Annotated in this window: 15 protein-coding genes; 2 read left to right on the plus strand and 13 right to left on the minus strand. The window is 31.9% G+C overall.

Going from position 1 to position 15,438, the window contains the following annotated elements:
• Window positions 1-7 precede the first annotated feature (7 nt).
• On the plus strand, window positions 8-2,566 hold the full coding sequence (locus ACFQ0I_RS11640; RefSeq protein WP_379942451.1) for a circularly permuted type 2 ATP-grasp protein: 2,559 nt from the start codon (window positions 8-10) through the stop codon (window positions 2,564-2,566).
• A gap of 3 nt (window positions 2,567-2,569) precedes the next feature.
• Window positions 2,570-3,460 (plus strand): transglutaminase family protein, encoded by an 891-nt coding sequence (locus ACFQ0I_RS11645; RefSeq protein WP_379942453.1) that lies wholly within the window; start codon window positions 2,570-2,572, stop codon window positions 3,458-3,460.
• 65 nt (window positions 3,461-3,525) lie between these two features.
• Here ACFQ0I_RS11645 and ACFQ0I_RS11650 read toward each other — a convergent pair whose 3' ends face one another.
• From ACFQ0I_RS11650 to pfkA, 13 genes are all read right to left on the minus strand, one after another.
• Complete coding sequence (locus ACFQ0I_RS11650) at window positions 3,526-3,702, minus strand: hypothetical protein (protein ID WP_379942454.1); 177 nt, start codon at window positions 3,700-3,702, stop codon at window positions 3,526-3,528.
• Between the two features lie 306 nt (window positions 3,703-4,008).
• On the minus strand, window positions 4,009-5,544 hold the full coding sequence (locus ACFQ0I_RS11655; RefSeq protein WP_379942455.1) for a rhomboid family intramembrane serine protease: 1,536 nt from the start codon (window positions 5,542-5,544) through the stop codon (window positions 4,009-4,011).
• 151 nt (window positions 5,545-5,695) lie between these two features.
• Window positions 5,696-6,160, minus strand: a complete 465-nt coding sequence (locus tag ACFQ0I_RS11660; protein WP_379942457.1) for a hypothetical protein — start codon at window positions 6,158-6,160, stop codon at window positions 5,696-5,698.
• Between the two features lie 34 nt (window positions 6,161-6,194).
• On the minus strand, window positions 6,195-6,593 hold the full coding sequence (locus ACFQ0I_RS11665; RefSeq protein ID WP_379942459.1) for an ACT domain-containing protein: 399 nt from the start codon (window positions 6,591-6,593) through the stop codon (window positions 6,195-6,197).
• Between the two features lie 110 nt (window positions 6,594-6,703).
• Window positions 6,704-7,285, minus strand: coding sequence for a hypothetical protein (locus ACFQ0I_RS11670; RefSeq protein ID WP_379942461.1), 582 nt, complete (start codon window positions 7,283-7,285; stop codon window positions 6,704-6,706).
• A 133-nt stretch (window positions 7,286-7,418) separates the two neighbouring features.
• The gene (locus tag ACFQ0I_RS11675; RefSeq protein WP_379942463.1) at window positions 7,419-7,766 is read right to left on the minus strand and encodes a hypothetical protein; all 348 of its coding nucleotides are present in this window, start codon (window positions 7,764-7,766) and stop codon (window positions 7,419-7,421) included.
• Window positions 7,767-8,147: 381 nt separating this feature from the next.
• Window positions 8,148-9,464: a hypothetical protein gene (locus ACFQ0I_RS11680; protein ID WP_379942465.1), complete on the minus strand. Its 1,317-nt coding sequence runs from the start codon at window positions 9,462-9,464 to the stop codon at window positions 8,148-8,150.
• A 278-nt stretch (window positions 9,465-9,742) separates the two neighbouring features.
• Window positions 9,743-10,210, minus strand: a complete 468-nt coding sequence (locus tag ACFQ0I_RS11685; RefSeq protein ID WP_379942467.1) for a hypothetical protein — start codon at window positions 10,208-10,210, stop codon at window positions 9,743-9,745.
• A gap of 141 nt (window positions 10,211-10,351) precedes the next feature.
• Window positions 10,352-11,035 carry a hypothetical protein gene (locus ACFQ0I_RS11690; RefSeq protein ID WP_379942468.1) on the minus strand — a complete coding sequence of 228 codons (684 nt, stop codon included), beginning with the start codon at window positions 11,033-11,035 and terminating at the stop codon, window positions 10,352-10,354.
• 158 nt (window positions 11,036-11,193) lie between these two features.
• Window positions 11,194-12,420 carry an ATP-binding cassette domain-containing protein gene (locus tag ACFQ0I_RS11695; RefSeq protein ID WP_379942470.1) on the minus strand — a complete coding sequence of 409 codons (1,227 nt, stop codon included), beginning with the start codon at window positions 12,418-12,420 and terminating at the stop codon, window positions 11,194-11,196.
• 3 nt (window positions 12,421-12,423) lie between these two features.
• Window positions 12,424-13,290, minus strand: coding sequence for a BadF/BadG/BcrA/BcrD ATPase family protein (locus tag ACFQ0I_RS11700; RefSeq protein ID WP_379942472.1), 867 nt, complete (start codon window positions 13,288-13,290; stop codon window positions 12,424-12,426).
• Between the two features lie 82 nt (window positions 13,291-13,372).
• The gene (gene gap / locus ACFQ0I_RS11705; RefSeq protein WP_379942474.1) at window positions 13,373-14,377 is read right to left on the minus strand and encodes a type I glyceraldehyde-3-phosphate dehydrogenase; all 1,005 of its coding nucleotides are present in this window, start codon (window positions 14,375-14,377) and stop codon (window positions 13,373-13,375) included.
• Window positions 14,378-14,394: 17 nt separating this feature from the next.
• Complete coding sequence (pfkA, locus tag ACFQ0I_RS11710; RefSeq protein WP_379942476.1) at window positions 14,395-15,381, minus strand: 6-phosphofructokinase; 987 nt, start codon at window positions 15,379-15,381, stop codon at window positions 14,395-14,397.
• Between the last annotated feature and the right edge of the window lie 57 nt (window positions 15,382-15,438).

Consider the following 15,438-nt stretch of genomic DNA (forward strand, 5'->3'; position numbering starts at 1 on the left):
ACATTAAATGACAACCCATTCAAGTATATTATTTCAAAATTATTTTTCCGATTTTAAGAACTACGATGAAGTTCTTAAACAAAATATGTCTATTAATCCGAATTGGGAAAAATTATTAAATAATCTTACCCAAATGGGAACCGATGCCTTAATCTCTAAACAGACAGAGATGGATTGGTTAATGGATGAAAACGGTGTTACTTATAATGTGTATAACGATCCTAAAGGTATGCATCGGTCTTGGGAATTAAACATCGTACCATTTCTTATTCATCAAAAGGAATGGGAAACCATCGAAAAAGGCATCAAACAGCGTTCGGAATTGTTAAACCTTATCTTAAAAGATATTTATGGTAAACGCGAACTTATAAAAAATGGTATCATTCCGCCCGAAGTTATTTATGCACATCGGGGCTTTTTAAGGCAATGCGACCAAATTCAATATAAAACCACAAAAAACTTATTAATTCATTCTGCCGATGTAGCCCGTGGTCCTGACGGAAGAATGTGGGTGGTTAATGATAGAACTCAGGCACCTTCAGGTATGGGCTATGCTTTAGAAAACAGATATTCTACCAGCAGAATTTTACCAGGTATTTTTAAGGATATTCATGTAAAGCAGCCTTCGAGTTTCTTTGCCGATTTCAACCAAATGCTTATTGATGCGGCGCCGCAAAACAACGAGAATCCTAACATTGTAATTTTAACGCCAGGGCCATTAAACGAAACGTATTTTGAACACGCTTATTTGTCGTCGTTTTTAGGATATCCACTAGTAACAGGAAACGATTTAGTTGCTAGAGGTGGCAAAATCTGGATGAAATCTTTAAAAGAACTTAAACAGGTTGATGTTATTTTAAGACGTGTAGATGATGTGTTTATGGATCCTTTAGAGCTTCGTGAAGACTCTTATTTAGGCGTGGCAGGTCTTTTAGATGTTGTAAGGCAAGGTCAAGTGACTATTATAAACCCTATAGGTAGCGGCGTGTTAGAAAATTCGGGGTTAATTCCCTTTATGAACGCCATTTGCAAATACTTTTTTAAAGAAGAATTAATATTACCTCAAATTGCATCGTGGTGGTGCGGACAAGAAAAAGAACGTAATTATGTTTTAAACAACTTAACCAATTTGGTAGTGAAACGTATAGACCGCTCTAATCGAGAAAGCATTTATTTCTGCGAGTTTTTAAAAGCAAATCAGCTGGAAAACTTAAAAAAGGAAATTTTATCTAATCCCTACAGTTTTGTGGCTCAGGAAAAAATTTCGTTTTCTACAGCACCCGATTTTGTAAAAGATAAATTAGAACCTCGAAAAGTCATGTGTCGTTTGTTTTCAATTGCTAAAAACAACGAATATTCCGTAATGCCAGGAGGTTTGGTGCGTGTAGCTCCAGAAAGAGAAAATTTATTTGTTTCGAACCAACGCGGAGGTGTAAGTAAAGATTTTTGGATTGTGGCAGACGAACCACAAACTAACATACAAAATTACTCTTGGGACAATACCTGTAAAATTTCGGTTTCTGGCATTAACGATTTACCAAGTAATACGGCCGAAAATTTATTTTGGTCTGGAAGGTATTTAGGCAGAGCTTTGGTAACTGCCCGATTTTTACGCACCGTGCTTAATAAAATGAGCAACGAACAGTATAATAAAAACAAAACCCAATCAGAAAGTTTGTTGGCTTTATTTCAATCGGTTACCAACATCACCTCTACATTTCCTGGTTTTATTGGGGAAGAGGGTGAAGAAGCTTTAAAAGATCCCTTAAAAGAAATTGTTTCTTTAATGATAGACAAGGAAGTTATGGGCAGCTTCGCACAAACGCTTTCAAGCTTTAATAACTCGTATTATTCGCTAAGAAATTTATGGTCGAAAGACATGTGGCGCGTGTTTGATGGCATCCAAAAAATATGGACTAGATTTGAAAAAGAAGACGATAAAACAACCACACCTGCACTTATAAAAGTATTAGATAGAATCATTACCCGACTCATTGCCTTTATGGGACTTATTGAAGAAAGTATTTTAGTAGAACAAGGATTGCTGTTATATTTTATTGGTTTGCAAACCGAACAAGCCACGATGAACATTGCAAAATGCCGCTCGCTTTTAGTGGTAAATTACAAACATCAACCACAATACGAAATTTTAGAAGCCATATTAACAAGCCACGAAAGCTTGAATATTTATCGCTATAGCTATCGCTCGTATTTAAGTATCGAAAACGTAATCAATCTTATTTTATTAGATAAAGAATACCCAAAATCGCTTGCTTATCAGCTTAGACGTATTCAAAAAGATATCGATCGCTTACCACATTCTGAAGTGACTGGGAAAGCAACGGACTGTCAAAAATATATTTCGGAAGCGAATTTTAAAATTAGAAGTTTAAACATAGATGCGCTTTTAGAATTAGATGCCGAAGGTGTTATCAGGCAAAATCTAGATGATGCACTTTCAGAATTAAGCGATTTACTTCATGAAACTTCGTTAGCGGTTTCCGATACGTATTTTAATCATGCTTACCAACAAAAACAACTGGTGAATCAAAATTTTCAATTTTAATTTATGACTTTTCAACTTTCTCATATCACAACCTATAATTACGAGTCTGGGGTTACTTTTTGTCATAATATAGCCACTATAAAGCCTAAAAACATGTTAGGCCAAACCTTGGTAGAATATAAACTGGAAATTAGCCCTACGCCATCTGAAATCACAGAGCGCACCGATTTTTTCGGGAATACCATTACCCGATTTTCGATTCAGAAACATCATACCGAATTAAAAGTTTCGGCATTAAGTAAAGTAATTCGAGATTATGATTCACAGCCAAATATAGAAACCTCTGTTTCGGGGAAAACAATAACCTTAGATGCGGCATTACATGCTTTAAAATTAAATACACCCGAAACAATCGATATACGCCAATATGTTTTAGAATCTACATTTATTACTAAAATTTCTGAAGACATTAAAGCCTATGCCGAGGTATCGTTTAAACCTAACAGACCGGTTTTTGAAGCTGCTTATGAACTGATGCAACGCATTTACACCGATTTTGAATTTGATTCGGAATTTAGCACCATTGCAACCCCTATTCATGAAGTAATGAAAGAAAAAAAGGGCGTTTGTCAAGATTTTGCACAAATCGCCATTGCCTGTGTGCGTGCAGTTGGTTTGCCTGCCCGATATGTAAGTGGCTATATTGAAACCTTGCCTCCACCAGGTAAAGAAAAATTGGTGGGCACCGATGCCTCTCATGCATGGTTTTCGGTTTACATCCCTACTTTTGGATGGATTGATTTTGACCCAACAAATAATCAAATACCAAAAAATCAGCATATTACTGTGGCTTGGGGACGCGATTATTACGATGTGCCACCTCTAAAAGGTGTTATTTATAGCACTGGAAAAAACAAAATGAAAGTAGCTGTTGATATAAGACCAGCGGTTTAGAATAATTTGGGAGTTTGTTACTATATCTTTAAGTAATTATAAACTTTTTATCTGTGTTGTATTGATTACGGAACACGTTTAACATGCCGATTTATAGTTATGGCGAACCAAATCAAAAAAACTGAAGCTGCAAATCCAGAATGATCCGTTTTTGAAGAGCTTTCAAAATAGAAACTATTCATTAATGAGGCAAGCAATCCCATTACTCCCATTGCCATAAACAGATATTTGTAAACTTTCATACGTATGTTTTTAGTTTTAATATTGCATCGCCATTGCTTTACCTAAGGACTCTCCTAATTCAAAAAAGTACCCAAATGCTAGCATCAGCATTATTAAAAATAGTACGATATACCAATAATGTAATGTTTTTAATTTTTTCATAATAGCCCAACGATTTGATTATCAACGCTATTATTAGTTGCTAATAAATAAAGTTTGTTACAATTTATCTTAAATTTAATTTTTAAGTAATTGTACTAACAAGCTTATTGGTAGCGATTATGTATATGAAATGCGGTGCATGGTTTGAAAATAATTAACTCTTTTTACCACGTTTTCTTTAATTGTTCTTTATTTATTAAAATCAAAATTCCACCAATAACAAATCCGCTAATCAGTCCACCAAAATGAGCTGCATTATCAATTCCTCCGAAAAATCCAAATAATAAACTTACACCTGCATAAAGTCCCAAAAACATCCAAGTCATTCCACGCATATAATTTGGATATATTTTAAAGACGGTAAAAGCTAAAATCAGTCCGTAAAGTCCAAAAATGGCTCCTGATGCTCCTACACTAATTGTATTTTGGTGCCAAAAAATACTTGCAAGACTTGCAAGTAATCCACATATGATATAGATTATTATTAGCCTTGCAGTGCCCAGAACTTCTTCTAATAAACTACTTCCAAGAGCTAAGCCAATTAAGTTCATTAATAAATGTAAAACTCCACTATGAATAAACATTGAAGTTAATAATCTCCAATATTCTCCGTTTAAAACTTCCAATCTTCTATTACCACCAATTTCAAGCAATTCTAATGGCGTAGGTGAAACTATGTTAAGTCCATAAAAAATCATAACTACGAACACGAAAATATTGAAAAGTAAAAGAATCGCCGTCGCTTTATTTAGACCAAATGGATTTAAAAAATCTAAAAAATATTTTAAATCATCATCTTTTAAAGGTTTATTTTTCTTGAAATCGTTTAGTTCGTGTTGGTCAATTTTTGGTATTAAAACCATAAATAAAAGAATTATGGCTCCAATTCCAAATGAACAAAAAATCCAACAAAACGAGTTTCCGAGTCTGTTATTAAAATTGTCAGTTCTTGGAATTAGAATTACTTCTTCCTTTTCGTTAATCTCTGTGAATCCTCTTTGAACAGCTTCCATAAATCCATCTCGCTTATCTGAATTACCAAGTTTTTCAAAATAAGTTACATTATTAAAATCATATATATTAAAATCCCTTTTTGAATTAATGATAAACTTTCTATATTCTAAATTTTTAATGGCATCAGAAACACGATTGCTTAAATTCTTCTTAAACTCTATGCCATACCATATAGAATTTGAATATTTAAAAGGGCTAGCGAAATAGCGATAAAAATTTAAATCGTTATTATATCTACCAGATGTTCGTGATGTAGAATATGAGAGGCTTGCTTTTCTGTCCACTTCAAAAGAGTATATATCAAAGTATTTTTCATTTCTAAATTTTTGGATTTCTTCAACTTTTTGAATTTTAATTAAATCAAAAGAGCTTTTTTCAATATAGTTTTGACTAATTATTATTGGGACAGCAATTGCAGCGGCCATAGCAAATTGATAACCGAAATATCCATTATCCCTTTTACCTCTAATATTTAATATCCGAATTCTTCTTCTTAACCAGATTAGTATTGGAATCCATGGAAGAGTAAATGGTATCCAAAAATTCAACAAATCTTCTTTAAGTGGTAGAATTCCTAATTTAATATCAAATGTCCAACGAAAAACATTATAAAAAATAATGGTTGCGATTCCAACAATTAAAAATGGAAAATATACTTCTTGAAGTTTAATCTTAATAGTATTCAATCTTTGAAGTTCATTTTAATTACATGATGACTTGTTTGAGAAATAGTTTATGAATTTTTCAATACCTAAAATAACAAATAAAAACTACTAAAAAACGCAATATAAAATTAATTACTCATGAAAGACTAATTGCAAAAGTTTAAGCGGATTTTTATTTAATATCTATTTGATTTTCATTAATAGTGTCATTAATGAGTGCTTCATAAATGTAATCTGGTGTCCGTTTTTTTAGTTTATCCATTTCATTTTGGAAATGATTGGTTAGATACGCCTTTTCCTTTTCATTCAAATTTTCTAAAACCCCTACTCTACCGTAAAAACTAATGTTTTCATCATCTTTATGGACAAGAACTATTAACGGATAGCCATTTTGCGCCTCAAACATTTCTAAGTTATTTTCCACTCCCTTTTTCGGATTTGGACGGTCTAAAAAATAGGTGAAGCTTATGTTTTTTTCGGTTGTGCTGTCGAAAGGGTCGCTTGTTAGAATCGCTTGATTTATAATTCCTTGAACTTCATAAAAATCAGCTTCGTTATAGTCTGAGTATTTCTTATCGGACTTACAAGATAAAAGTCCGATAAGAAATATTAATAATAGAGTTTGTATTTTTCTCAAATTGATTAATCCGTTTTGTGTAAAATTGAGTTTATTATTGATTTTTAGATAATTCCATCAAAACTTGAATGGCTTTGTCCGCGTCTTTTTTATCAACGAAAATATGGTCATGATAATATCCGGCAATGACATTGCAGCTAATATCATTTTTTGCTAATTCTGTGGAAAATATAGCCGTTAAACCTACTGCATCAAGAGAGGAGTGAATCATAAGTGTAATCCAAGAAGCAATATATTCATAGCTCAAATTTAGCTGGTCTGCTTTTTCTTTCTCTATTACAATGGTTGTTCCTTCCTTTTCTTTGAATTCACAAATAGTATCTCTTCGGTCAATCTTACTGATATCCTTTATAGTCGAAAAGACATATTCTCCATCGTTTAGTTTTGGAGTCATTCCTTTAATTAATTGAGTTAAATTTGTTTCTCCAGCCATTTAATGTTTTCTTTTATACTTTATAAGTGAGATTACTGATGCGATAGTCTAGGTATTTCTTTTGTTTTTAAAATGGGTTAAAGAGATCTATTTTTTTGGTTTAGTTCTTCTTAAGTTATTTTTATCAGACTCAAAATCAGAACTCCGATTAATATAATATTTGTCCAAAAAGCAAAGCTTTCCATTTGCTCATTTTCGTCAGTCTTTAATATTAATTCTTTTGCCATTGCTACTTTTTCGGGTTCAATATTTTGGGTTTTAGTTATTTTAAAATCAAAATTACTTTCTTTTTCTGTAATAACATTTAAGTATTCAATTCCGTTTTGTTTGTTTTTTGCGACAATCCAAAATTCATTGTTACCATCATTCTCAATCCAAAAATCAGATTTTTTATTAGGTTTCAATTCTTTGTCATAAGTGACATGGACGCTAGTTCCGTTCCAGTTATTGTCCCAGAAAGCAATGGCATAAATTTTTAAGTTTTTAGCTGTCAGATTTTCAATTTGAATATTTTCTGGTGTTGAAGCAGCAAAATTTCTTTTAAAAAGAGAATTTATGATTAAAGCTGAAATACCTATTATAATTCCAAAAATGGTAAGCAATTTTAACCCGTTTACCTTGTTAGATGAAACGAAATATCTAATTATTAAAATTAGAGTAATTAGGAAAGCTGAAAATAGTAGAATGCTCATTTTTTAAATTAGTGGCAACATTTATGTTTCTATAATTTTTCTTGTTTGTTTAGGTGGATTTTCCATAGGAAAATCAGATGCTATCAAACAAAGCAACGACCAAACTGTCTTGTCCTGAAAACATGGCTACAGGCTAAAATTGAATTTTCTCCAAAAGTTCGATGGATTCAATTTCAGTTAATTGATTTTTTCTATCTCTATTATTTGATAAATTGAGTGAGATTAATTTATTATTTTTTACCGTGTAAAGTAAATACGAAATTTTGTCGTTATTATCATTCTCGAGCATATTCTTAATGTTTATCTTCCAAATAATATATTTTTTTTCGTCATTTCTTTTTGTTTCAGAAACTTCTGTTTTTCTTACATTTGGTGTAGACCAATAAGCATATTCCCATTTATAGAATTTATCTAAAAGCTCTTGTTCACTCAAGTCCTCTTGATAAAATTCAAAATATTCTGATTTTCTTACAGAAATCATTTAGCTCAATTTTTCTTTTTTGTTTGTTAAATGAAATTGCCCGGATTCTTCAATATGTCCTATAAATTTCCAATTTCCAGGTATTTCAAATGATTCTTTATTGATTACAAAAAGTGACATTTTTTAGGCATAAGAAATAATCGAAATAAGTATTAGCAATGAGGTTAATAATTTTCTAGAATTCAACTTCATATAATATTAAGCTTTATAGTTAGGGGTTTGGAAAATGTTGTACAACAACGTTCCCAGGCTTTACGTCTGTTGCGGACTAAAGAAGCCGAAACTTTCGGTTTTACACTGACTTTAAAGATACAAAACAAACTTTAAATTAAGCCCAAAACCCGCAATAGCGTAAAACCTGTGTTGGCAGATCGTTTTTTCTTATTCTAGTTTCAGGTTGTTCTCTTTTAGAAAATTTTGCAATTTTTCTTCCCAAATTGGAAACTTTTTGAATTCGTCTTTTCTGGTTTTTATAACTTCAAATCCTTTGTTTAAAGTTTCTTTATCTTTTAATATTTTGATTGCGTCCATTATTGAAAATAGTCCATAAGCACTTTGATTGGTTTTCATTTTTTCAATAAATGAGTTTTTAATCAAGATTAAACTTTTTTTGTCTTTTAATTCTTCAACGAAACTTGATAAGCCTAAATCGTCAATTTCAACTATGCTTTTTTCTAAAGCTATTAAATATTTCTCGTTTGAATATTTTTTTAATTCTATTAATATGTGAACTAATTTTGCTTCTTCATTCCAAGTTAAACCACTTTCCATATCTTTTAAGAAATTAGTGTCGTCATAAATATTTTTATGAATAATTTCGGCTTCTCCATTTAGCATTAATCCATTAAATAAGAAGTTTTCAACTTCTATTTTAGAATGATTTTTTTTATAATTTTCAAAAATGTTATATGAAATTATTTTGTTTGTTAGCCATAATTTTTCCAATGAAGGATAAAATAATTCACAATTATTCATTTCAATTTGATTGTAAATTGTACTTAAACAATGATTTCGACAATCATCCTTTTTCAAATCTTCAATTTTAAGTTGAATAACTTTTTCAACTGTTTTTACAGTTTCTGGAGTGCAAGATTTTGCTAAGGCAAACATATATTGAAAATCATCAAACTTAATATTGTTTTCTAATATTTCTCTAAATTGCTCGTTTGGGAATTCTTCAATTGCAGGCAAAGCATTTATTCCGAAACTTTTGATTAATTCTATGTCACTTTCTTTTTTGTATTTTGCTATTGTAACTAATAGAGTAGAAGACTTATTTTCTACTACAATTTTTCTTATTGGATTATAAAACTCTTCAGTTTGCGGAATCCAATAATGTATGCTTTCCAATAATTTTATGTTAATTGGAATTTTACTTAATACTTTACGAACTAAAATTTCTTTGTTAGTTATTATTTCCTCTTTTGAATAATTTCGATTAAATGTCAAACTTTGAAACATAAAATTTGGAAAACTAGCACTACTTGATAGACATTCAGTTGCATAAACTAACGTATCCTTTGAATCAATTAAATCATCGTAAATATCAAATACTTTTTTACTTTTTCTATTTATTAATGTTTCAATAGATATTCCTTTCGTGAATGTATTTTTACCATTTAATGAAAGAAAAACTAATTCATCTTCGGTTGCTTTTTTATCAAGCAATTTTGAAATTGAATCATTTTTCCAACCCATTGCATTGAAAGTTTTATAATCTTCGAAAGGTTTAATAAAACTTTCTAATTCTTTTGAAATTTGAGAATTACAATTAAAGAAATTAAAAAGTAAAATGCTTAAAATTAGTCTTTTCACGATTTTTAGGTTTAAAATGTCTGCAAACGTTTATGTGTAAAGTTGCGTGCTTGTGTGCGAGGATTTTCGGAAGGAAAATCGGATGCTAGCAAACAAAGCAACGACCAAACGGTTGAACTAAAATAAGCAATGTTTTTTACACTGTTGGCAGTAGTATTTATTTAATTTCTCCAGATGTTTCCATTCAGAATTAGTTTTCCTTTTTTTATTTTAAAATGGTAAAGCACTGTGCTATCGACTGGATTCCCCTCCTTTATACCGGCTTTCCAGACTCCAAGCGAATTGAAGATGTCATAAATTCTTTGATTTAGTTTTTCATTCTTAAACTCTGATTCAACATTGACAACTTTTCCTTGGCAGTTTATATAAATAGCTACAACTTTTGACTCTTTTACTTTTGGGAAATCATTATCTAAATTTATTTCACGTACAAGTCTGTCATATATTTGTGATATGCTAACTGGACTTACTGGCTCCGTTTGTCCACCCAATTCACTCATTAGGAGGTATAGCTCATTTTGATTACAGAAACCTTCTATTTTTTTTGCATTGTTTTCAACTTCATGCGTCTGTCCAATACAGGTGTTTGAGGTTAATATTGCTAAAATGATAATTAGGAGTTCTCTCATTTTTTTATATTACTGCCAACGTTTATGTGTTAGGAACGTTGCGTGCTTGTGTGCGAGGATATTCCGAAGGAAAATCGGATGCAAGCAAGCAAAGCAACGACCAAACGGTTTAACTAAAATAAGCAATGTTTTTTACACGGCTTAGCCGACGTTTTTATTTTCCAGATTATTTATTTTTCCAGCTACTTTTAAACATTTTTCGTAATTTCCAGGAACACCAATAATTTCAGTTTCAATTTCGTTAAGTTTTTCTGCAATTTTTGTTGTATCAGATTTTGATTTTACAAGTTTGAGAATTATTGGAGTGTAACCTTGATATTCATCTCGTAGAGCATCATCATTTATTCCAATTGGATCCCAGTCTTCCCACAATATTTGATCAATTTCTTGATATAGATTTAAATACTTTCCTTTACTTCTGAATTTTTCTTTTAATTCGTTTTTGTCAAGATTATAAATTCCATTTTCGAGATAATTTTTCCATAATTGAACATTTTTTAGATTAATATCATATCCAATTATTGGATTATCCCAATCAAAAATGACATTACTCATTTCATCTCCATTCCAATCAAAATATTCAGACGCAAAAAGAGAAAAAGCAATTGTATTTAAATCTTCTGCATCAAGTTTTTTGGCAATAAAATCTTCGCATAATTTTATTAAATGCTCTTTTTGGATTTCAAATTCGCCGTCATTAAGTTGTTTAATATAAACACTTGTTGTATCAAATCCTGTTTTAGTTTGACTATTTTTTACGTCAGATTTTAATTCTTCTACCGTAATTTTATTTTCAAAATATTTTTTTAAATTTTGTTCGGTCATTTTTGATAAAATGTTGGCTAACTAGTTATATAACAACCAATATTACTGATACCCCATAATTACATTGAGATAAAGTAACAACTTGGTTGCTGCTATATTGTAAATATAAAAAGAATATTTGTAAATAAATACGTGATTTTAGCAATAAATAAATACTACTAATTGCTTACTACTTTTCCTGTGGAACCCGTTTTGTTGGGGGTTAATTGGTAAATATAATCTGGATGTAAGCCCGCTTCTTTTCTATGTGATACATACAAAATAGCGGTGTCTGTTTCTTTGGCTATTTTATTAATAAGTTCGGTAAATAATCTTGCATCGCTATCGTCTAAGCCATTAGTTGGTTCGTCTAATATGAGTAATGGCGGTTGCTTTACCATGGCGCGCGCTATTAATACCAATCGCTGATGTCCTGCCGATAATTCCAAAAAGTTGGTTTTGCGAATATGGTACATGTGTAACACATGCAACCATTGCTGCGCTATTTTTACTTGCTGGTTAGTGGGTTCTTTATATAAGCCTACCGAATCGAAAAAGCCAGAAACTATCATATTCCCAATGGAATCTAAGCGTTTAAAACCACGAAGCATTTCTGAAGAAAAATACCCTATTTTCCTTTTAATATCCCAAACACTTTCGCCACTCCCTTTTTTTACACCAAACAAGGTAATATCCTGTCCGTAAGCCTTTGGGTTCTCGCCATAAATCATACTTAAAATGGTGCTTTTTCCCGAACCATTCGCACCAATTAATTGCCAGAATTCGCCTTGTTTTATTTCCCACGAAATACCATTTAAAATGGGCCGTTCGTTATAAGCCACAGAAACCTTATCGAACTTAATTAGTGGGTTAATAGCTTCTGAAACCATACGATATGGTTCTGGTAATGCCTCGACAAAGCTTAAGGATTTTTTTGTGCTTTTAACTTGTTCTGGATGAAAGGCTACCAAAGATTCGCCTTGTAATTGATATGTATTGTTTATAAACGGCAATATATCGTCTACTCTATTTGTAATTTGAATGATGAGAGTTTTTTGACTTAATTGCGTTAGCGTGTGCACAATTTCGGCTTGTTTAACGCAATCTAAATTACCAAATACATTATCTACGATTACATAATCTGGATTTTGCGAAATAATATGCGTGAGTAAGGCCTTTTTACGTTCGCCTTCAGAAGAGTGTAACAAACTATTTTTAGTTTCGGTAATAACATTAAAATGCCCATGACGAATTTCTTCGTCAATAAAGGCATTTAACGTTAGTTCTGAAAAAATAGCAGGTTTTAAATGAGCACCTAACTTTAAAATATTACCCGTAACAATAAGCTCTATAAGTTTGGGCTTATCATCATTATTAGTAATATAAATGGCAAGGTGTTTAATCAAATATTACTGTTTTAATTTTTTTGTATGAAAAGCTACTAAACCTTCAATAGGTCTGCGTTCAAAATTACCTACGGTAAAGCCCATTTCTTTCGCTACTTCTTTTATTTGATCTTGCGAAAAATACGCGATAGAACCGGCAAAATGCACTGGAATAGATTTAAGCTCTTCTTTATATTGCATGATATAATTTTTAACAAAAACTCGAATACCCTTTTTTATAAGCGCTAAAATGTATTCTGAATCTTTATTTAAAAACATAAACTCTGCAAAATTGGCTAAATATGCATTCGGGTTTGGTTGCTTGTAGATGTTATATTTAATATAATCTGCTTCTAAATTATACTTGCTTGCAAAAGACACTTTAATATCTTCTGGCATTTGGTTGAAATAATAATCTCTTATTAATTCTTTCCCGTAATAATTACCAGAAGCATCGTCCATTAAAATATAACCTAATGATTGTACGCGCTGATGCAGTTTTTTACCATCAAAATAACTACAATTAGACCCAGTACCCAAGATACAAACCACTGCTGCTTCGGTATCGTGATTTATGGTGCCGTAAACTGCTGCCATAGTATCTTCTTCAACCGATATTTCTGCATTTACAAATACTTCTGTAAGTGCAGCTCTAACAAGTTCTTTACCCCTATCTGTACCACAACCAGCACCGTAAAAGAATACATGTGTAACTTCTTTTTTGTGTGCTTTTAAATCGGGATGTTTTTTAATTATTTTCTTTAGCTTTTCTTGCTTTAAAATTTCTGGATTAAGACCTTTTGTTCTCAACTTTTCTAAAAGTTGTTTTCCATTATTATCTATAGCAATCCAATCACTTTTGGTAGAGCCACTATCAACAATTAAAATCATATGTTTTTTAAATAAAAAACTCCACAGATTCTTGTAGTTAATTACAATAAAACTGTGGAGTTGTTAATAATTATACTTTTAATTAAACTTTACTTATGTATTGAGCAAGGTCTACTAATTTTGTTGAATAACCGTATTCGTTATCGTACCAAGATACTAATTTAAAGAAATTATCGTTAAGTGCGATACTTGCATCAGCATCAAAAATACTTGTCATTGGTTCTGAAACGAAATCTTGAGATACTACAGCTTCTTCAGTATATCCTAAAACACCTTTTAAATCTCCAGATTCTGAAGCTTTTTTCAATACCGCTTTAACTTCAGCCCAAGTTGCTGATTTTTCTGTTCTTACAGTTAAATCTACTACAGATACATCTGGAGTTGGAACTCTAAATGCCATACCTGTTAATTTTCCGTTTAATTCTGGAATTACTTTTCCAACCGCTTTTGCAGCTCCAGTTGAAGAAGGAATGATGTTTGCTAATGCACTTCTACCACCTCTCCAGTCTTTTTTAGAAGGACCATCAACTGTTAATTGTGTTGCAGTTGTAGCGTGAACTGTTGTCATTAATCCTTCGATAATTCCGAAGTTATCATTAATAACTTTAGCGATAGGCGCTAAACAGTTTGTAGTACATGAAGCGTTTGATACGATAGTATCTTTAGCAGTAATTTTACTATTGTTTACACCCATAACAAACATTGGTGCATCTGCAGATGGTGCAGAAATTGCAACTTTTTTAGCACCTGCTGTAATGTGTTTTCCAGCACCTTCTAAAGTTGTGAAAATACCAGTACAATCTAATACTACTTCTGCTCCAATAGCATCCCATTTTAAATCTTCTGGGTTACGCTCTGCAGTAATTCTAATTTCTTTACCGTTAACAATTAAGTTACCGTCTTTTACATCTACAGTACCGTTAAAACGACCGTGAGTTGAATCGTATTTTAATAAGTAAGCTAAATGCTCTACATCTAATAAGTCGTTGATTCCAACTACTTCAACCTCTGGTCTGCTAACTGCTACTCTAAAAGCAATTCTTCCTATTCTACCAAATCCGTTAATTCCTAATTTTAATTTTGACATAATCTTGTTTATAAATGTTATATGCTCATAATATCTGAGACACGTAATAATTCTAAGTTTATTTTTGTTTTACCTTTAATAGCTTTTTCAAGAGGTGTTAATTCCATCTTACTATTTATTAAACCAACCATATAGTTGCTTTTACCTTCTAGTAAAGACTCTACAGCCTTTACACCCATTCGGCTTGCCAATACACGATCGAAACATGATGGCGCACCACCGCGTTGCATATGCCCAAGTACCGATACTCTTACATCGTACCCTTCCATATTTTGATCTACATAATCTTTAAGCTCGAAAATATTTTTACCAATCTTATCACCTTCAGCTACCACAACGATACTTGAAGTTTTTCCGGATTTTCTACTTCTATTAAGCGATTCTACCAATCTGTCTAATCCTAAATCCTCTTCAGGAATTAAAATCTCTTCGGCACCACCAGCAATACCAACGTTTAAAGCGATATGACCCACATCGCGCCCCATAACCTCTATAAAGAAAAGTCTGTCGTGCGAACTTGCCGTATCTCTAATTTTATCGATGGCATCAACTACCGTGTTTAATGCTGTATCGAAGCCTAGGGTATGTGTGGTACCTACAATATCGTTATCGATAGTTCCAGGAATTCCCATTACCGGAAAGTCGAATTCTTCATTAAAAATCATGGCTCCTGTAAATGTTCCATCTCCACCAATAGCAACAAGTCCGTCTATATTGGCTTTAGAAATCATTTCGAATGCTTTTTGTCTTCCTTCTTTGGTTCTAAACTCTGCAGAACGCGCAGATTTTAAGATGGTTCCTCCTTTATTGATAATACCACGAACGCTACGAGCATCCATTACTTTAAAATCACCATCTATTAAACCTTCGTATCCACGTTGAACGCCAACACACTCTATATTGTGATATGCACATGTTCTAACGACCGAACGAATGGCTGCATTCATTCCAGGAGCATCTCCTCCCGACGTTAAAACTGCTAATTTTTTTATTACTTTAGACATCAATTTTCAATTTTGCAAGGTAAAATTACTAAACAAATACCACATAACGACAGCATT

This window comes from Mariniflexile aquimaris, from assembly GCF_042676825.1.
Classification (GTDB): Bacteria; Bacteroidota; Bacteroidia; order Flavobacteriales; family Flavobacteriaceae; genus Mariniflexile; species Mariniflexile aquimaris.